The 18229-nt window shown below is 69.4% G+C and carries 17 protein-coding genes; 11 read left to right on the forward strand and 6 right to left on the reverse strand.

Annotation, left to right across the window (positions count from 1 at the left end):
* Positions 1-2: 2 nt before the first annotated feature.
* Positions 3-971: a dihydrodipicolinate synthase family protein gene (locus Q0967_RS11245; protein WP_299450123.1), complete on the reverse strand. Its 969-nt coding sequence runs from the start codon at positions 969-971 to the stop codon at positions 3-5.
* A gap of 193 nt (positions 972-1164) precedes the next feature.
* On the opposite strand from Q0967_RS11245, the gene Q0967_RS11250 reads away from it, so the two are divergent.
* Positions 1165-2649, forward strand: coding sequence for an FAD-dependent oxidoreductase (locus tag Q0967_RS11250; protein WP_299450125.1), 1485 nt, complete (start codon positions 1165-1167; stop codon positions 2647-2649).
* Positions 2646-3335: an RraA family protein gene (locus Q0967_RS11255; protein ID WP_299450128.1), complete on the forward strand. Its 690-nt coding sequence runs from the start codon at positions 2646-2648 to the stop codon at positions 3333-3335. The genes Q0967_RS11250 and Q0967_RS11255 overlap by 4 nt, the downstream gene beginning before the upstream one ends.
* Here the strand turns inward: Q0967_RS11255 and Q0967_RS11260 are convergent.
* Genes Q0967_RS11260 through Q0967_RS11270 form a run of 3 tightly spaced genes read right to left on the reverse strand, consistent with a single transcriptional unit; the run spans position 3332 to position 5266 of the window.
* A complete protein-coding gene (locus Q0967_RS11260) occupies positions 3332-3688 on the reverse strand; it encodes a hypothetical protein (protein WP_299450130.1) in 357 nt (118 codons plus the stop codon). The genes Q0967_RS11255 and Q0967_RS11260 overlap by 4 nt on opposite strands.
* A gap of 55 nt (positions 3689-3743) precedes the next feature.
* Positions 3744-4460 carry a triose-phosphate isomerase gene (locus Q0967_RS11265; RefSeq protein WP_299450133.1) on the reverse strand — a complete coding sequence of 239 codons (717 nt, stop codon included), beginning with the start codon at positions 4458-4460 and terminating at the stop codon, positions 3744-3746.
* Positions 4460-5266: a DeoR/GlpR family DNA-binding transcription regulator gene (locus tag Q0967_RS11270; protein ID WP_367181622.1), complete on the reverse strand. Its 807-nt coding sequence runs from the start codon at positions 5264-5266 to the stop codon at positions 4460-4462. The genes Q0967_RS11265 and Q0967_RS11270 overlap by 1 nt, the downstream gene beginning before the upstream one ends.
* Before the next feature lie 236 nt (positions 5267-5502).
* Between Q0967_RS11270 and Q0967_RS11275 the strand changes: the two genes are divergently transcribed.
* From Q0967_RS11275 to Q0967_RS11305, 7 genes are all read left to right on the forward strand, one after another.
* Positions 5503-6900: an extracellular solute-binding protein gene (locus Q0967_RS11275; protein WP_299450135.1), complete on the forward strand. Its 1398-nt coding sequence runs from the start codon at positions 5503-5505 to the stop codon at positions 6898-6900.
* Between the two features lie 68 nt (positions 6901-6968).
* Positions 6969-7835 (forward strand): carbohydrate ABC transporter permease, encoded by an 867-nt coding sequence (locus Q0967_RS11280; protein ID WP_299450138.1) that lies wholly within the window; start codon positions 6969-6971, stop codon positions 7833-7835.
* Positions 7832-8713, forward strand: a complete 882-nt coding sequence (locus tag Q0967_RS11285) for a carbohydrate ABC transporter permease (protein ID WP_299450141.1) — start codon at positions 7832-7834, stop codon at positions 8711-8713. The genes Q0967_RS11280 and Q0967_RS11285 overlap by 4 nt, the downstream gene beginning before the upstream one ends.
* Before the next feature lie 44 nt (positions 8714-8757).
* Entirely contained in the window at positions 8758-9258 is a 501-nt protein-coding gene (locus Q0967_RS11290) for a YjbQ family protein (protein ID WP_299450144.1), read from the forward strand.
* Positions 9255-10709, forward strand: coding sequence for an L-fuculokinase (locus Q0967_RS11295; protein WP_299450146.1), 1455 nt, complete (start codon positions 9255-9257; stop codon positions 10707-10709). Before Q0967_RS11290 ends, Q0967_RS11295 begins: the two co-directional genes overlap by 4 nt.
* 52 nt (positions 10710-10761) lie before the next feature.
* Complete coding sequence (locus Q0967_RS11300; RefSeq protein WP_299450149.1) at positions 10762-11565, forward strand: sugar phosphate isomerase/epimerase family protein; 804 nt, start codon at positions 10762-10764, stop codon at positions 11563-11565.
* Between the two features lie 39 nt (positions 11566-11604).
* Entirely contained in the window at positions 11605-12372 is a 768-nt protein-coding gene (locus Q0967_RS11305; protein ID WP_299450152.1) for an SDR family oxidoreductase, read from the forward strand.
* Between the two features lie 93 nt (positions 12373-12465).
* Here the strand turns inward: Q0967_RS11305 and Q0967_RS11310 are convergent, their stop codons facing one another.
* The gene (locus Q0967_RS11310) at positions 12466-14187 is read right to left on the reverse strand and encodes an ABC transporter ATP-binding protein (RefSeq protein ID WP_298889734.1); all 1722 of its coding nucleotides are present in this window, start codon (positions 14185-14187) and stop codon (positions 12466-12468) included.
* Complete coding sequence (locus tag Q0967_RS11315; RefSeq protein ID WP_298889736.1) at positions 14180-15202, reverse strand: Lrp/AsnC family transcriptional regulator; 1023 nt, start codon at positions 15200-15202, stop codon at positions 14180-14182. Before Q0967_RS11315 ends, Q0967_RS11310 begins: the two co-directional genes overlap by 8 nt.
* Before the next feature lie 187 nt (positions 15203-15389).
* On the opposite strand from Q0967_RS11315, the gene Q0967_RS11320 reads away from it, so the two are divergent.
* Together Q0967_RS11320 and Q0967_RS11325 are read left to right on the forward strand one after the other, a co-directional pair.
* A complete protein-coding gene (locus Q0967_RS11320) occupies positions 15390-16598 on the forward strand; it encodes a dipeptidase (RefSeq protein ID WP_298889738.1) in 1209 nt (402 codons plus the stop codon).
* On the forward strand, positions 16598-18226 hold the full coding sequence (locus Q0967_RS11325; RefSeq protein WP_299450158.1) for an ABC transporter substrate-binding protein: 1629 nt from the start codon (positions 16598-16600) through the stop codon (positions 18224-18226). The genes Q0967_RS11320 and Q0967_RS11325 overlap by 1 nt, the downstream gene beginning before the upstream one ends.
* Positions 18227-18229 lie beyond the last annotated feature (3 nt).

An 18229-nucleotide genomic window follows, 5' to 3' on the forward strand; every position in this document is an offset into this window, starting at 1 on the left:
GGTCAGGCTCCCACCGGCTGTCCCAGCGGGACGCCGGCAGAGGCGAGCGCGCTCCGGATCTCCTCGCGGGCGCCGTCCTCGAGCGGCATCAGCGGGGGGCGGACGGTCGCGTCGGCGATCAGCCCGCGGTCGACGAGGCCGAGCTTCATCGCCGTGGTGGATTCGATGTGCGACGCCCGGTGGTAGACCGCCTGGGTGATCGGCAGCATCCTGTCGTGGACGGCCTTGGCGCGGTCGTAGTCGTGCGCCTGCGCAGCGTGGAGCAGCTCCACCATGAGCTCGGGGATGAGGGCCGCGTACCCGACCAGCGCGCCGTCCGACTCCCACATCGTGTGCAAGAGGAACTCGTCCTGGCAGGTCAGGATCTGGATGTCGGGGAACTCACGGCGGATGACGGGCGTCTCGGTGTCCCACCGGATCATGTCCCGGGCGCCGTCCTTGATCGCGAAGACCGCGTCGTGGGCGCACAGCTCCAGCAACAGCTCCAGGGAGAAGGTGGCCTTGGTCGTGGCGGGGAAGTTGAACGCGATGATCGGCAGGCCCGCCTGCGCGACCGCGTCGTAGCGACCCTGGACCGACCCGGCCTGGTAACCGAAGCGGAGGCTGGAGGGGGCGGGGAAGACGAGCAACGAGTCCGCACCGGCATCCGCGGCGCGCTGGGCCTCCTGGGCCACGACGCGGGTGCCGTCTCCGGTCACGCCCGCGACCAGGTGCAGATCGGGCACCTCATCCCTCACCGTGCGGATGATCTCGACCCGCTCTGCCTCGGTCAGCGAGGTCCCCTCCCCCGCGTGCGCGTTGAGCACGACACCCGTGACTCCTGGGATCGTTTTCAGCCAACCGCAGTATGAGACCAGGCTCGCCATGTCGACCTCGCCGGCCTGGTCGAACGGAGTGACGATGGCCGGCGTCACGCCGCGAAGGTTGGGGACCACCATGATGAAGAACCTCTCGTCGTCTGGCGCCCTCATCCGAGTTCGCCGCGTAGGAACAGCATATTGAAGGGTATGGAGTCGCACCAGGGCTCAGCCGACGACGACCTCGCCGGACCCGGATCTCGCCTGTGCGACTGAGCCGCCGTTGACGTCGACCGGTCGCTGAGGGGTCTGGCGCAGCTCCGTGGCAGACGATACTCTGAAAACGATACGAACACTAGGAGGCAATATGGACAGGGTCTGGGATGTCGTCGTGGTCGGTGCCGGCGCTGCGGGGCTGGCCTGCTCGGTCGCGGCCGCGGAGGCCGGCGCCTCGGTGCTGCTCCTCGAGCGCGGCCGCTCCCTGGGCGGGACGACGATGTACTCGGTCGGGTCGATGACGGCTGCGGGGACGTCCTTGCAGCGGCGAGCGGGGATCGAGGATGACACCGAGCAGCTGATCGAGGACATGTGGGACTACCCGGACGCCGGGCTGTCCGGCGACGCGCCCGACCTGCGCCGCCTCTACGCCGAGGAGTCGGGTCCGACGCTGGAGTGGCTGGTCCGGCACGGGGTGCAGTTCACCCTGCCGAACATCGAGCCGCCGCACCGCGTGGCCCGGATGCACAACGTCATCCCGGGCTCCCGGAGCTACATCACCCGACTGGAGGAGGCCGCCCGTGCCGCAGGGGTGCACGTGGTGCTCTCCACCGAGGTGCGTGAGCTGGTGCTGGAGGACGGCGAGGTGCGCGGCGCAGTGGTCACCGGCCCCGCGGGGACGTCCACGGTCCTGGCGCGCCGTGGGGTCGTCCTCGCCACCGGAGACTTCAGCGGCAACAGCGGCATGCGTCAGCAGCACCTGCCCGAGGCCGCGGCCGCCGCGCTCCCGATCAACCCCGAGGCGCTGGGGACCGGGCACCAGCTGGCGGCGCAGGCCGGGGGCGAGCTCGTCGCGATGGACCGCCTCTTCGGGCCGCAGCTGCGCTTCGGTCCGCCACCCCGCCGTGGGTGGCTGGACCGGCTGCCGACCTGGCGCTGGCTGTGCGCGATCGAGGGCGCCGTCGTCCGTCGCGTCCCCGCCTCGGCTCTGCGTCCCGTGGTCAAGTCCCTCCTCGTGACGCACATGTCCCCGACGGACTCGCTGTTCCGATCCGGTGCGGTCCTGGTCGACCGCGACGGGGTGCGTTTCGGCCTGGAGGAGGACCCGGCCAGGGAGCTGTCGGCTCGTCCAGGCTCCACGGGCTACATCATCATGGACGAGTCGGTGGCCAAGGCCTTCGACAGGGAACCGAACTTCATCTCCACGGCGCCCGGCATCGCCTTCGCGTACTTCACCGACTACCGCCGGGGACGACCCGACCTGGTGACCACGTCCGACACCGTCGAGGACCTGGCCTCCCGCCTCGGCATGGGGACGGACCAGCTCGTCTCCTCGGTCCGGTCGTCCGGCCTGCGAGGCCCCTTCGTCGCGATGGGACCGGTGCACAGCATGCTCACCGTGACCGAGGGCGCAGTACGGGTCGACCAGTCCCTCGAAGTGCAACGACCGGACGGGCAGCCCGTGCGCGGACTGTTCGCGATCGGCGCCGTGGGCCAAGGGGGGATGCTGCTCAAGGGACACGGGCACCACATCGGCTGGGCGATGACCTCGGGTCGGGTGCTCGGTGTGCGCCTGGCGGCTCGGCCGCTGGACGGGCGGACGACGGGGAGCCTCAGCGAGGAGGAGGCCGCATGAACCGCGTGCCTACTGATGAGGAGCTGGGCTTCCTGAGGGGTGTGGACAGCCCCACGGTCGCCAACGCCATCGAGAGACTGTCGCTGCGGGACCGTACGCACGGCTTCATCGGCGGCCGCGTGCGTTGCACCTTCCCGGACCTGGGGGTGATGGCTGGCCGTGCCCTGACCGTCCGGGTCAGTGATGCTCCTGGCCCGCCGCCTCAGCGTGAGCAGTGGTGGCGCATGTGGGAGGAGCTGGAGGGCATGCAGGGGCCGACGGTGCTCGTCTTCGCCGATGCCAGCGGCGCACCGCACCGCGTCGCCTATGCCGGCGAGGTGATGGTCCGCCTGGCTCGCCGTCTGGGGGCGGTGGGGATGGTCACCGACGGCGCCCTCCGGGATCTCGACGAGGTGCACGCCCTGGGTTTCCACTACTTCATGCGCTACCCCGTGGTCTCGCACGCCAACTTCGAGGTCGTGTCGGTCGGGGAACCGGTGGTCGTCGACGGTCAGCAGATCCGGACGGGCGACCTGCTGCACGGGGACGCCAACGGCATCGTCGTCGTCCCGTGGGAGGGCCTCGGCGGACTGCCCGAGCAGGTGGAGGCGGTCCGGAGCACCGAGGCCGCGGAGATGGCCTTCATCGAGAGCGAGGAGTTCACCCTGGACCGCCTCAAGGAGCGGCGCGGCTACGGCACCCGCTAGGCCCGGTCACGGATGCCCCGCAACATCCGCTCGGTCATGACGAAGCTGGCCACCGAGACGGTCTCGACCAGCGGCCGCGCCCAGCGGCTCAGGTAGCGGTAGAAGCCAGTCGTAGGAGTAGAGACCCCTCGGGCCTGCCCCATCTGCGCCAACCACGGCCATACCGCCTCGACCGGGGCGTCGATGGTGATCGCCCGTGTCGCCACCAGGTCGGGACGAGGCAGGAGGTCGTCCCCAGGCAGTGCGCGAGACACCTCGTCGGCAGTAGCGCCCCAGGTGAGGACGCGGGGCCGCAGGACGACGAGGTGCAGCCCCGTCGCTCCCAGGACGGTCAACGCTGCGCGCGCCAGCACCTGCATACTCCTAGCGTGGCACCGAGACGGGCCTGTGGGAACCACGTCGGGCAGGTCACTCCGCCGCTGACAACGCCGCCGCGTACCCCTCCCGCGTCGCCTCGATGAAGAGCTGGGCCGCCTGCTGCGGTGACGGCGCCTGGAGGACACCGGACGTCGAGCCGGTGCCGTGGGCACCGCTGCGCATGATGTCGTAGGCGTCGCGCGGGGCTGCCACCCCTCCCGCATGCATGACCAGGACACCTGGTGCCGCCTGGGTGACCTGGTGGGTGGCCGGTCGGATCCAGGGCCGCTCCCCGGCTCCCGCGCCCCCGATGAGCGCGGGGGGTTCATAGAGCACGATGGTCGGCCCGCGCCTGGCGACCTCCACGGCCTGCTCGTCGGTGTCGGCGCACACCATCGTCAGCAGGCCCGCCCGCTCGGCACGCTCCATGGTCCGGGTGAGGAGCAGGGGGTCCAGCGGATGGCCGACGTGGTTGAGCATGACACCGTCGGCGCCGGCGTCCACAAGGCTCTCCGCCGTGGTGCGACCCACGCTGACGCCCAGCTCGTCGGCGTCCATCGTCTGGGCGAAGACGTATGCGTCGGGCACCGCCGCGCGGACCTGCGCGATGAGCGCTGTCGGCACCGTGAGGATGACGCCCACCCCCTGGACGCGACCGGCCCGGGCGGCCGCCGCACCGACGGAGACGATCTCCGGCAGACGCAGGAGGTTCTTCGGTCCGATCTCGAAGAAGGGGGCCTCCAGAGGCGGGCGGCCAGCCGTCGGCATCAGGCCATCTCCACGGCTGCCGAGCGCGGCTCGACCAGGCGGACCGTGACGTGGGAGGGAAGGTCGGCCAGCACGGCGTCGTCGGGAGCGGCATCCGTCACGATGACGTCGATCTCCTCGAAGTTCGCCACCCTCGACATGAGCACCCTGCCGAGCTTGGAGTGGTCGAACGCCAGCACCACGCGGTCGGAACGCTCCAGAGCCAGCCTCTTGCCGGCGCTCTCGTCCGGGTCGTAGTCCGTCAGACCCTGGCGAGGGTGCACCCCGCTGATCCCCATCACGTACGTGTCGACGTTGTAGTGGCGCAGGTCGTCGGCCATCGTGGAGCTGGTCGTCGTCATCTCCGAGGCCTTGAGCCGCCCACCGAGCAGGAACACCTCGACCTGCTCCTCGTCGGCCAGCTCGGCCGCGACGAGCAGGCTGCGGGTCAGCACGGTCAGGGGCTGGCCCCGTCCCCGGAGGGCGTGCGCCGCCGCCAGCGCCGTGCTCCCCCCGTCGAAGAAGACGACCTCCCCCGTGCCGAGCAGGTCGGCGACAGCACGCCCGATGTGCGCCTTGGTCTCGTGCTCGCTCACCGCGCGGTCGGACAACGAGGGCTCTGTGCTCTTGGACTCGACCATGACGGCCCGACCCCCCATGAGGCGCCGGACGACACCGCGGTCCTCCATGGCCTCCAGGTCGCGCCTGATGGTCATCGCGGAGACCTCGAAGTGGGTCGCCAGACTGGTGATGTCGACCTCCGACCGGTCCCTCATGAGTGCCTCGATCTCGGCTCGCCTCTGCTGCACTCCGCGGCCCATCGCCATGAGAACTCCTCCACTCGACGGTGGCGTCGACGACGCCCGCTCCTGCTCGAACGTAGCACAGCGACTGCCCGTAGATGTTAGATTGTCACAATTTTGCCGCACCTCCTGCCACCTCAGTGAGACTTGGTTACATTCTGGTGTAATCGCCTCACATCGACAGGCGAGGTCGTGATTGCCCCTCGGAAGGACGACCCGTGTACATCCCCACCCCGCTCCCCCGCACCAGGCCTGTCAGCATGTCACGCAGGGTGGTGCTGGCCGGCAGCCTCACCGGCGCCCTCCTCCTCACGGCGTGCGGCGGCTCCTCCGACGACCTGGACCCCTCGGCCGCCGGCGGTTGGTCGCAGGAGTATGCAGGCACCGAGCTGAACGTCCTGGCCGAGGCCACCCTCAACTCCGACATCCTGGCCCAGATGGCCCCGGAGTTCACGTCCATGACCGGCATCGAGGTCACCATCGAGACGGCGCCCTTCGCGCAGCTGGTGCAGCGAGCCACCCTGGACTTCTCGACCTCGCAGGGCGACTTCGACGTCGTCTCCATCCCCTACGACTACCTGGGCGCCTACGCGGGCAGCGGCTACCTCGAGGACTTCGCCCCGCTGATGGAGGCCAACGCGGACAAGGTCAGCGACGACTTCAGGCAGGAGAACGTCATCCCCGGGCTGTGGGACACCGCCGCGCAGTGGGACGGCGCCTACTACGGCATGCCGAGCAACAGCGCGGTCACCATGATGATGTACCGGCAGGACCTCTTCGAGGACGAGTCGGAGCAGGCGGCCTTCATGGACGCCTACGGCTACGAGCTGGCACCGGCCACGACCTGGGAGCAGTACGCCGACATCGCCAAGTTCTTCACCCGGGACGCCGGTGAGCAGCTGGCCGGGGAGACGCTGTCCGAGCCCGTCTACGGCGTGACCCTGGCCGGCAAGCGGCACGAGGCGGCGGTCTTCGAGTGGCTCAACTACGCCAACTCCTTCGGTGGTGGTGTGCTCTCCCCCGAGGGCGAGCTCATCCTGGACACCGACGAGTCCGTGGACAGCCTCGACTACATGAGCTCCCTGGGCGAGTTCGCGCCCCCGGGATACACCTCGGCCACCTGGGACGAGGTGACGGCCCAGCTGCAGCAGGGCATCGCCGTCCAGGCCATCTCCTGGGGCGACACCGCCGGGGCCATGGAGAACCCCGACCAGTCGGCCGTCGTCGGCAAGATGGCCTACGGCGACATCCCGGTGCTGGACGAGGGCGACGAGCACCACGCCCTGCACGGCGCCTGGACCTACGGCATCAGCACCGAGGCCAGCGACGCGGACGCGGCATACCTCTTCGTAGCATGGGCGCTGTCGGAGCCGGTCCAGAAGCAGATCGGTGAGATGGGCGGCGTGCCGGCCACCTTCTCCGCCTTCGAGGACCCCGAGCTGCTCGAGACGCTGCCGTCCTGGCCGCAGCAGCTGCGCAGCCTGGAGAACGCGGTCGCCCGGCCCCGCAACGCCGAGTGGCCGCAGATGCTGGACCAGCTCATGCTGCAGGTCTCCAACGGCCTGGTGGGCGAGGCCACACCGCAGGAGGCACTGACCGACGCGCAGGACGAGATCACCGGCATCCTCGGTGACAAGCTGCCGCTGACGGAGTTCTGAGCCCGATGACGATCGCCGTGGAGCCTGGGCGCGAGGCACCGCCCCCACCGGCGCCGAGGAGGAGGACGGTGCGCTGGGCACGGATCGGGATGCAGGCACCCAGCCTCGTCATCCTGATGCTGGTGCTGGCGTTCCCGCTCGTCTACAGCCTGCTGCTGAGCTTCCAGTCCTACAGCCCGGTCGACCCGGCTGCCGATGGTCGGTGGATCGGGCTGGACAACTACGCACGGATGTTCACCGACACCCAGTTCGGCCAGGCCATCCTCGTCACCCTGGGGTATGTCGTGCTCGCCGTGGCTCTCGAGACGCTCCTCGGTCTCGTCCTGGGTATCTGGTTGTCGCGTCTGGTCCGGACGCGACGCCTGATGACGTCCCTCCTGCTGCTGCCGATGATCGCCACTCCCCTCGTGGTCGGGCTGATGTTCAGCTTCGGCCTCAACCCCCAGTTCGGCTACATGACCTCGGCGCTGCAGTCGCTCGGGCTGATCGGCGAGGCGGGGGTGCTGGACAGCCCCGTCGGGGCGTTCGCGGCCCTCGTCGTCATGGACGTCTGGGAGTGGACCCCCTTCATCGCCCTCATGGTGCTGGCGGGCCTGTCGGCCGCACCCGAGGCCCAGATCCAGGCAGCGCAGCTCGACGGGTGCTCGACCTTCCAGATCTACTGGCACGTCATGCTGCCCATGATCCGCCCGGTGATCGGGGTGGCCATCCTGTTCCGGGCGACCGAGGCGATCCGCATGTTCGACCAGGTCTACATCCTCACCGGCGGCGGCCCCGGATCGGCCACCACGGTCAACGACATCTTCCAGTACCGCGTGAGCTTCACCGCGTTCGACATGAGCTACGGGGCGACGCTCGGCATCGCGACGTTCGCCGTCGTCATGACGCTGACCTGGGTGCTCTTCCGCTACCTCAACCGAAGGGGTGCAGCATGACGACCACGGACGCCCGGGTCGAGACCCGGCCACAGAGGACCGAGCAGCCCCGCCGGACGCCACGACGCGCGTTCGTCACCGTCCTCTCGGTGCTGGTCCCCGCCGCACTGATGCTCGCCTACCTCTCGCCCATCGTGTGGCTGGTCCTGACCTCGTTCAAGAACCGGGTCGACATCTTCTCCTCCGCCCCCACGGTGTTCTTCACCCCGACCCTCGCCAACTACGTCGAGGCCTTCGTGGACAAGGGCTTCACCGAGAACCTCGTGAACTCTGCGGTGGTGGGCCTCGCCTCCACGCTGATCGCGCTCCTGGTGGGCCTGCCGGCGGCCTACAGCCTCAGCCGCGCCAGCAAGGGCGAGGGCTTCATGATGGCGCTCCTGGCCGCCCGGTTGCTGCCGGCCATGGTGCTGGCCGTCCCGCTCTTCGTGCTCGCCTCCAACCTCGGGCTCCGCGACACCTACGCCGGCCTCATCGCCGCGCACCTGACCTTCGCGCTGCCGTTCACGGTATGGATGATGCGCGGCTTCTTCCTCGCCGTCCCGGTCGCCCTCGACGAGGCGGCGCAGCTGGACGGGTGCGGGGAGTGGGGCACCTTCCTGCGGGTCATCATGCCCATCGTCAAGCCCGGTCTGGCCGCGACGGCCATCTTCTGCCTCATCAACTCCTGGAACGAGTTCCTCTTCGCGCTGGTCCTCACCGGGCGGGAGACCCAGACGCTGCCGGTGGCCATCCCCAGCCTCATCACCCCGATCGGCACGTCCTGGGGCCAGGTCGCGGCCGTGGGCACCGTCACGGTCATGCCGGTCATGATCGTGGCCTTCATCGTCCAGAAGCACATCGTTGCCGGCATGACCGGCGGAGCCATCTCAGCGGAGTGAGCCACACACAGCCCCGCACCGCCCTCGCCTCTCAGGAGACACCCATGCTGGTCCGATCCACCACCACCGTCATCCAGACCCCGGCGCGCCAGGAGTTCTTCGACGTGACCGAGCAGTTCACCGCCTTCATCACCGAGTCCGGGTGCACGGACGGGCTCGCCGTCGCCTACACCCAGCACACCAGCTGCTGCGTGTTCATCCAGGAGGAGTCGGAGGACACGACCTACTACGGGACCCAGCTGCTCCTCCAGGACACGCTCAACGTCCTGGCCAAGATCGCGCCGCCGACACGGAACGAGGGCCAGTACCTGCACCCGGGCCCCATCCACATCAAGAACGCCGCGGACCTGCGCGGGGAGCACCCGTCCTGGGGCCTGAACACCGACGGCCACATCATCTCCTCCATCCTGGGCCGCTCCGCGACGGTGCCGGTGGTCGACGGCGAACCCGTCCTCGGCGAGTTCGGGCGCATCTACGTCGGGGACCTGGACTCGGTCCGCGCCCGCGAGCGGACGGTCTACTTCACCGTCCTGGGTGCTCCGTGATCGTCTACGCGGTCGACCTGGGCACGACCAACGTCAAGGTCGTCCGGTATGACGATGCCGCACGTGCCCGGGCGACGGCGTCGTCGCCGATGCACTACCACCGCGAGGGCGACCGGGTCACCTTCGACCCGGACACCGTCGTCGACACCGTGCTCGACCTCATCCGCGCGGCCGGACGGGAGGCGCCGGAGACCGAGTCGTCCGCGAGCATCGTGCTCACCGGTCAGGCCGAGTCCCTCGTCCTGGTGGACGCGCAGGGGCAGGTCGTGGGTCCGGGGATCTCCTGGATGGACGAGCGGTCGGGTGTCCAGGCCCGGGAGATGGCGGCGGCCTTCGACCCCGACGAGGCCTTCGCGATCACCGGGGAGCCGGAGCCGGTGCCCACCTGGCCCGCGACCAAGCTGCGGTGGCTGGCGCAGCACCACCCCGAGGTCCTCCCCCGCGTCCGACACGTCTTCATGATCAAGGACTTCGTCATCTGGCGGCTCACCGGGCGCGCGGTGGGCGAGGAGACCACGCGCGGCTTCACCTACCTCTACGACGTGTCCCGGCGCGACTACTGGCCGGACATGCTGGACTTCTGCGGGGTGACCCCGGGGATGATGCCCGAGGTGGTCCCCGCCGGAGCGACCGTCGGCCCGGTGGTCCCGCGCCTCAGCGAGCGGCTGCCCCCGGCGTCATACACGGTGAACACCGGCGCGCTGGACCACTTCTGCGCGATGCTCGGCACGGGCACCTACGCCCCCGGCCAGCTGAGCGTCTCCGCCGGGACCGTGCTGGCGCTGTCCATGCTGGCCGACGGCTGGACGCACGACCCCACCTTCAGGGTGTCCTTCCACGCCGGGCTCCGACCGGACGACACGGTCCTCTTCAGCTGCGCCGACAGCGGAGGTGTATGCCTCGGCTGGCTCCAGGAGATCCTGGGCGCGGACGGCGACCTCGGGGCCGTCGAGCCGCAGCTGCGCGACGTGGACAGGGGGGCGGCACCGCTGTTCCTCCCCTACCTCACCGGCCTCAACCCGCCGGACTTCAATCCCCGGGCCCGAGGCGCGTTCCTCGACCTCCAGCTCCGCCACCGGCGCAGCGACCTGGTCTACTCCGTCATGGAGGGGGTGGCCCACCTGCTCCGGCGGAACCTCGTGGACCTCGGGGCGCATGGCCAGTCGGCGACCTCGCTCACGTCGGCGGGCGGCGGCACGGCCTCGGACGTCTGGAACCAGCTCAAGGCCGACGTCACCGGGGTGGAGCTGACCGTGCCGCGCGAACCCCAGGACGCCTGCCGCGGCGCCGCCATCCTCGCCCTGGCCGCCGGTGGAACGATCGGCTCGATCGACGACACCGCGCACCTCAGCCGACCCCCCGTCGCCACCTACCGACCCCGTGCCGACCCGCTCACCGACCAGCGCTACGCAGCCTTCGACACGGCCCTGCAGCGACTGTACGGCCCCTGACCCGACCGCCCACCCCACGTCTCACCACACGCATACCACCAAGGAGAAGATCATGATCCTGTGCTGCTCGAGCGTCATGCTGCCCGACGAGTCGCTGACCTCGCAGGCCGAGCGACTCAAGACCTGGGGCTTCGACGCCATCGCGGTCTTCCAGGACTACGCCCGCTGGGATGACACCGTGCACCGCGAGCTCGTGGAGCTCGAGTCCCGCACCGGCGTGCGCCCGGTCGAGTTCGTCCTCATGGACGAGATCTACGGCAAGGCCATGTCGTCCGACGCGGCGCTCCGGACGGCGTGCCGGGACATGTACACGCAGGCGGCCGACGTCTGCGCCGAGCTCGGCCTCGTCACCGAGATCGAGTACGAGTACGGTCCCCAGGACCCGATGCCCCTCTTCGACCCCTACCAGCGGATGGACGCGGAGACCGAGGAGGCGTTCCTGCAGTTCTACCGCGAGCTGCTGGACCGCGTGGCCGGGTCGGACGGGAAGATCCTGCTGGAGCCGCTCAACCGCTACGAGAGCCGCTACCTCAACTCGGTCGCCGACAACCTGCGCATGATCGAGAAGGTGGACCACCCCAACGCGGGACTGCTCCCGGACACCTTCCACATGTCGATCGAGGAGAAGAACGTCGCGGACTCCCTCCGCGCCGCCGGGGACCAGGTCCGTCACGTGCACCTGGGCGACAGCAACCGGCTCCTGCCCGGTCACGGTGCGCTGGACTGGCCCGACATCTTCGCCGCCCTGTCGGAGATCGGCTACCACGGCACCGTCAACCTGGAGTGCTCGACCAGCGGCGACCCCGAGCGGACCCTCCCCGAGACGGTGCGCTTACTGCGCGACCTCGCAGCCTGACCCACCACCAGAACACCCGAGACACCGAGGAGACACACCATGGACCTGAAGCTGGCCGGCAAGACCGCCGTCATCACCGGCGGTGCACGAGGCATCGGCCTGAGCATGGCGCGGGCCCTCGCTGCCGAGGGCGTGAACGTCGCCCTGCTCGACCTGCTGGAGGGGGTGGGCGACACGGCCGCGGAGATCTCCACCGAGTTCGGCGTGCAGACCTGCGGTCTGCGGCTCGACGTGACGGACCAGGACGCCACCGAGGCGTGCTTCGCGACCGTGCGGGAGCAGCTCGGCGTCCCCCAGGTGCTCCTGACCGCCGCGGGGATCGAGATCAACGAGGACTCCATCGACGTCTCGGCCGCGGACTGGCGCAAGGTCATCGACGTGAACCTGGCCGGGACGTTCTTCTCCTGCCAGGCCTTCGGCCGCGGACTGCTCGACGCCGAGCTGCCGGGCAGCGCCGTCCTGGTCGCCTCGATGTCCGGTGTCATCGTCAACGTGCCCCAGTGGGCGGCCTCCTACAACTCCTCGAAGGCAGCAGTCGCCCACCTCGCGCGCTCGCTCGCGGTGGAGTGGGCGGCCGCGGGCATCCGGGTCAACTCGATGTCCCCCGGCTACGTCCTGACCGACCTCACCCGACAGATCCTCGAGCGGCAGCCCGAGCTGGAGGCCGAGTGGGTGGCCCTCATCCCCCAGGGCCGGATGGCGACGCCCGAGGACCTGGCGGGGCTGGTGCTCTTCCTCGCCTCGGACATCTCCTCCTACCTCACCGGGCAGCAAATCGTCATCGACGGCGGCTACACGGCGGTCTGACCGTGGTGGTCGTGCGGGCGCGACCCGCTCCCGTCTGGTGGGCCGCTGGTGCCACGCCGCGCGCCGCCGTCAGGCGGGGTCGTCTCGCTCGACCTAGGCGACGTCGGTGGCTGCACGCCGCCGCCGTCGTTGCTCGACGGGGTCGGGGACGGGCGCCGCGGCGATGAGACGTCGGGTGTAGGCGTCCTCTGGTCGCGTGAGGACGTCCTCACGGCTCCCCTGCTCCACGATCTTGCCCTGGCTCATGACCGCTATCCGGTCGGAGAGCAGCTCGACGACGGCCAGGTCGTGGCTGATGAAGAGGCAGGAGAAGCCGAGTTCGCGCTGCAGCTCGAGGATCAGATCGAGCAGGCGGGCCTGGACCGAGACGTCCAGCGCACTGGTCGGCTCGTCCGCGACGAGCAGCTCGGGGTGGGCAGCCAGGGCCCGCGCGATGGCGACTCGTTGGCGTTGGCCTCCGGACAGCTCGTGGGGGAACCGGTTGCGCCACGAGGACGGGAGCTGAACGCTGTCCAGCAGTTCACTCACGCGGTTCTCCAGCTCACGCCGTCCCTCGGGCACCAGCCGGTGGAGTCGGAGAGGCTCGCTGACGCTGTCGCCGATGGTGTAGCGAGGGTTGAGCGACGCGGCAGGGTCCTGGAACACCATGCCGATGTGGCGTCGGAGGGGACGCAGCTGGCGGCGCGACGCCGTGCTGATGTCGGTCCCGGTGACCTCGACCGTTCCTGAGGTGACCTGCTGCAGCCCCACGACGACTCGACCGAGGGTGGACTTCCCCGATCCCGACTCCCCGACCAGCCCCACGATCTCGCCGCGGTTCATGTCGAGGCTCACCTGGTCCACCGCCCGGAAGGGGCGCCGACCGAAACCGCCCGGGTAGTCCACCACCACGTCGCGCAACCGGAGGATGGCATCCGCAACTGGCTCCCGGCTGTCGTCGCCAGTCGTCGGACCTCGCTGGTGCGTGGCTGCCGGCGGATCCGCGCGACGTCGGCCCAGGTGGGGCACCGAGGCGAGGAGCTGCTGGGTGTAGGGGTGCTGCGGGTGGGCGAACAGGTCATCGACCGACGCCTGCTCGACGATCTGCCCGTCCTTCATGACGATGACCCTGTCGGCGATGTCGGCCACGACCCCCATGTCGTGGGTGATGAGGACCATGGCCGCGGAGATGCGTTGCCGGAGGTCTCGCATCAGCTGGAGGATCTCGGCCTGGACGGTGACGTCGAGGGCCGTGGTCGGCTCGTCCGCCAGGAGCACCTTCGGATCGCAGGAGATCGCCATGGCGATCATCGCTCGCTGACGTTGACCACCCGAGAGCTGGTGCGGGTAGTAGCCGACACGCTCCTCCGGGTCCGGCATCCCGACGAGGCGCAGCATCTCGACGGCTCGGTCACGAGCCTGTCTGCGGGTCATCGACAGATGCAGACGCAGCATCTCGCTGATCTGCCACCCGATCGTGAAGACGGGGTTGAGCGCGGTCATCGGCTCCTGGAAGATCATCGCGACGTCACGCCCACGCATCTGCCGGAGCGCCGACTCGTCGAAGCCGGAGACGTCCTCGCCCTCGAGCTCGACCCTGCCGCTCAGCTGCGCGGAGCTGGGGAGGAGCCGCAGGACCGACATCGCGCTGACGCTCTTGCCCGACCCGGACTCACCCACGATGGCCAGGATCTCCCCGGGGAAGACCTCGAGGCTGACCTCCTGGGTCGCTGCGACGACGCACCCGCCGACGGCGAAGGACACCGACACGTCTCGCAGGGCCAGCACCGGTCGCTCCCCCTCCGGAACCTGTGGAGCAGTGGTCTCGTCACGCATGTGTCTCTTCTTCCGCTGTGTCGATGAGGGCGAGGGTTCTGCGGTTGAGGACGAAGGCGCGTCGGAGGGTGGCCAGCTGCTGACCCGCCTCTGCGCGGTGCAGCCCCGGCAGGCCGGCGAGCACCTCGGTGTTGAACCGGTGCAGGTCGGCCTGGTCCCGGAGGACCACCTCGAGGGTGATGTTGCTGTGTCCGGAGGTGGCGGCGACGTAGCGGACCTCGGGACACCGCGTGAGGGTCTTCGCCGCGTCGTCGACGTGCCGGAGGTCCATGTGCAACCAGTACATGGCGGGTGCCGAATAACCGAGGAGCTCGGGGTCCACCAGCGTGCTGAGCCGGACCCGCCCCTCCGTCAGCAGGTTGTCCAGCCGTCGGCGCACGGAGGTCTCGCTCGCCCCGAGCTGCTGGGCGAGCTCGGAGATGCTGGCTCGCGCGTCGACGCTCAGCAGGTCGACGAGGGCGCGCTCGCGCTCGTCCAGCGGCCGGGGGTCTCCGGGGGTCACCGCGCCCCGGTGCTGCACCAGGATGTCGGCCGCCTCCGCCGGCAGGTCCGTCTGCAGCCAGGTGTGCTCGAGCTTGTAGTGCGACAGGACGCTCTCGGTCTTGGTGGCCCACACCCCGGGTATGCGGTCGATCTCGGTGAGCAGCACCCGCGCGAGCTCGGCCTGCGAGCTGACGATGAGCTCGACCACCAGGTCGAAGGAACCGGTGAGCAGGGCGGCGAACCGGACGTCGGTGCGCCCGGCCAGCGCCTTGGCCACCTGGGTGACGGATCCGGCGGTGGTCGTGATCTCCACGAGGACGGGATAGCCCTCGACGCAGAGCAGCGGGTCCGTCGTGGCGACGACCTGGGCCAGTCCTTCTCCGAAGAGTCGTTGTGCACGGCGCGCCACCGTGCTGTCCGAGCTGCCGGTGGCGCCGGCGATCTGCTGCCACGTCGCGCGACCGTGGATCTGCAGTGCCGCGATGATGCGCCGGTCGAGCTGGTCGAGGCCAGGCGCCTGATGATTCCTCACCGCTGCCCCTCCTTCGTGTATGAGGTGTCGCCACCCTAGCGTATGAGGAAACTGGGCGAAACTCTTGTGCTCGACGGGGATTTATGGCAAGTTGGGCGCAGTTCGCGACGATATCCGCCACATCCCCGGTGGAAGCGGACGTGCCACCCCGTGCCCGCACGAAGACCAGCCAAGGAAGGCAACCGCCGTGCTCGAACCAGCCAGCCGGTACACCGGCTACCGCTCGTACAGCTATCTCGAGGAGGGCAGGGACTACAAGTCCTTCGACCTCGCCCCCGAGCTCGACCGTGTCCCGGCCTACGCCGGTGGCGACCTCACCGACGACCAGCGCGAACGGGTCGGCCGGCTGCTGGACGAGTGCATCGTGGTGTCCACCCACGACCATCCGACGCGCTTCCCCAGCGACATCGACCAGACCATCGACTACAACCGGACCGGTCGCCACCGGACCGGCTACGAGGGCCTGGCGCGCTCGGGCATGACCGCGGTCATCGACAACTTCATGGACGGCACCGCCTGCGTCACCAGCCAGGCCGGCTGGAAGTGGACGGACATCATCGCCGACCTGGGCCTGCGGTTCTCCGACCTCGCCCACCAGGACTACGTCATCAAGGCCGAGACCGTCGCGGACATCCACGCGGCGAAGGAGACGGGACGACTGGCCCTCATCGCCGGGCTGGAGGCGTCCACGCCGATCGAGAACGAGCTCGACCGTCTGGACATCCTCTACGGCTTCGGGGTGCGCCAGCTGGGCATCGCCTACAGCGAGGCCAACACCCTGGGCAGCGGCCTCAAGGAGCGTCATGACGGTGGGTTGACGGTGTTCGGTCGGCGGGCCGTGGAGCGGATGAACCGTCTGGGCATCGTCGTCGACGTCTCCCACTCCGGTGACCGGACCTCGCTGGAGACCATCGAGCACTCCACCAAGCCGATCATGATCACTCATGCCGGGGCCCGAGGAGTCTGGGACACCAACCGGATGAAGCCCGACGAGGTCATCAGGGCGTGTGCGGAACGAGGCGGGGTCATCGGACTGGAGGCTGCGCCGCATACGACGCTGTCGGCCGACCATCCCCGGCACTCCATCGAGTCCGTCATGGACCACTTCACCTACTGCGTCGACCTCGTCGGCATCGAGCACGTCGCCTTCGGGCCCGACACCCTCTTCGGGGACCACGTCGGCCTGCACGACCTGTTCTCCGGGGCTCTGTCGCTGGGCGAGGCCCATGCGGGGGTCGAGTACGAGCGTGTTCCGTACGTCGACGGCCTGGAGAACCCGGCCGAGTGCTTCTGGAACATCGTCGCGTGGCTCGTCAGCCACGACTACTCCGACGACGAGATCCGTGCCGTCGTCGGCGGCAACGCCATGCGTGTCATCGAGGAGGTCTGGGTCTGATGGGAAGCACGACAGGAAGAGCAGCGCGCACGCTGGCCATGTCCGTGGGTCTGTCAGCCCTCGTCCTCGCCGGATGTGTGCCGTCCAACCCCGACGCACCGGGTGAGGACTCGGCGGACGGGACCGGTGGCTCCGGTCAGCAGGCCGAGGACACCACGCTCAACATCGGGACCACCGCCGACGTCGTCAACTACAACCCTCTCGTCGGCAACAGCCGGACGGACACCTGGGTCACCAACCTCATGTACCCGCACATGATGACGCTGGACGACAGCGGCCAGAAGGTGCCGGCGCTGGCGACCGACTGGGGCTACTCCGAGGACGGGACGACGGCGTGGGTCGAGATCCGCGACGACATGGAGTGGACGGACGGCGAGGCGTTGGACGCCGATGACGTCGTCTTCACCATCGACGCCATCCAGGCGGAGCAGATCGGGACGGTGGCGGGCATGATCGGCGCCTACGAGAGCGCCGAGGCGGTCTCCCCCACCCGCGTGGAGTTCACCCTGTCCCGGCCGGACGGCGCGTTCCTGACCAGCGTCGGCTTCTGGATGCCGGTCGTGCCCGAGCACATCTTCGGGGAGGTGGAGTCGGTCGCCGAGTTCGCCAACGACTCGGACTGGGTCTCCGCGGGCCCCTTCGTCCTCTCGACCGTCGAGCGGGGTCAGCGGTACGTCCTCGAGGCCGTCGACAACTACCCCCTGGTGGAGTCCGGGACGCCCAACGTCGACGAGGTGGTGTTCTCCGTCTACCCGGACGTCAACACCGAGGTCCTCGCCCTGCGCTCGGGCGAGCTCGACCTGATCGGCAACGCGCTCCCTCCGGCCGTCGCCGAGCAGCTGTCGTCCGACGAGAGCGTCGAGCTCTACACCGTCCCCTCCCTGGGGTGGGCGCACATGCAGTACAACATGCGCCGCCCACCGCTGGACGACGTCGACGTGCGACGGGCCCTGGCCCACGCCGTCGACTACGAGGCCATCCGCCAGGTCGTCCTCGGGGGCAACGCGATCTCCGCCGACTCCAGCGTGCTCACGCCCGTCTTCGAGCAGTGGCAGGACGGGCTGGACCTCGAGGAGTATGCCTACGACCCGGAGCAGTCACGCCAGCTGCTGGAGGACGCCGGCTACTCCGAGGAGGACCTCACGTTCGAGATGATCTACGACCAGGCCGACCCGATGATCTCCACGTGGGCCGAGCTGGTCCGCGACCAGAGCGCCGAGGCCGGGATCACCATCGAGCTGGCCGGGCTGGAGCGGAACACCTACCTGTCGCGCACCGCCGACCGTGACTTCGACATCTATGCCGGCTCCTGGGCCGTCATCGACGAGCCGCAGAGCAACTTCTCCCTGCTCTTCGCGCCCGACGGGTTCATCAACTACGCAGGTGTCGAGGATGCCGAGATCAACGAGCTCATGGAGGAGGCCTCCACCGCCCTCTCCCCCGAGGACGCGAAGGAGCCCCTCCAGGAGATCGCCCGCATCGTGCACGACCAGGTCTACGACAACGTCATGTATGTGGAGCAGTTCAACTTCGCGGCGTCCTCGAACTGGACGGGCTTCGAGCCCAAGCCCAGCGACCTGCTCTCCCTGGTGAACCCGCAGTCGCTGGCGCAGGCCAGCTCGGGCTGATCG

The sequence above is a fragment of the uncultured Serinicoccus sp. genome (assembly GCF_947500995.1).
In the GTDB taxonomy this organism is placed as follows: Bacteria; Actinomycetota; Actinomycetes; order Actinomycetales; family Dermatophilaceae; genus Ornithinicoccus.

Excerpts from the sequence above, each read along its gene's own strand:
- Q0967_RS11245 (WP_299450123.1), bottom strand. The coding sequence starts at position 971 with ATGAGGGCGCCAGACGACGAGAGGTTCTTCATCATGGTGGTCCCCAAC.
- Q0967_RS11250 (WP_299450125.1), top strand. The coding sequence starts at position 1,165 with ATGGACAGGGTCTGGGATGTCGTCGTGGTCGGTGCCGGCGCTGCGGGG.
- Q0967_RS11255 (WP_299450128.1), top strand. The coding sequence starts at position 2,646 with ATGAACCGCGTGCCTACTGATGAGGAGCTGGGCTTCCTGAGGGGTGTG.
- Q0967_RS11265 (WP_299450133.1), bottom strand. The coding sequence starts at position 4,460 with ATGCCGACGGCTGGCCGCCCGCCTCTGGAGGCCCCCTTCTTCGAGATC.
- Q0967_RS11270 (WP_367181622.1), bottom strand. The coding sequence starts at position 5,266 with ATGGCGATGGGCCGCGGAGTGCAGCAGAGGCGAGCCGAGATCGAGGCA.
- Q0967_RS11275 (WP_299450135.1), top strand. The coding sequence starts at position 5,503 with ATGTCACGCAGGGTGGTGCTGGCCGGCAGCCTCACCGGCGCCCTCCTC.
- Q0967_RS11285 (WP_299450141.1), top strand. The coding sequence starts at position 7,832 with ATGACGACCACGGACGCCCGGGTCGAGACCCGGCCACAGAGGACCGAG.
- Q0967_RS11290 (WP_299450144.1), top strand. The coding sequence starts at position 8,758 with ATGCTGGTCCGATCCACCACCACCGTCATCCAGACCCCGGCGCGCCAG.
- Q0967_RS11300 (WP_299450149.1), top strand. The coding sequence starts at position 10,762 with ATGATCCTGTGCTGCTCGAGCGTCATGCTGCCCGACGAGTCGCTGACC.
- Q0967_RS11305 (WP_299450152.1), top strand. The coding sequence starts at position 11,605 with ATGGACCTGAAGCTGGCCGGCAAGACCGCCGTCATCACCGGCGGTGCA.
- Q0967_RS11310 (WP_298889734.1), bottom strand. The coding sequence starts at position 14,187 with ATGCGTGACGAGACCACTGCTCCACAGGTTCCGGAGGGGGAGCGACCG.
- Q0967_RS11325 (WP_299450158.1), top strand. The coding sequence starts at position 16,598 with ATGGGAAGCACGACAGGAAGAGCAGCGCGCACGCTGGCCATGTCCGTG.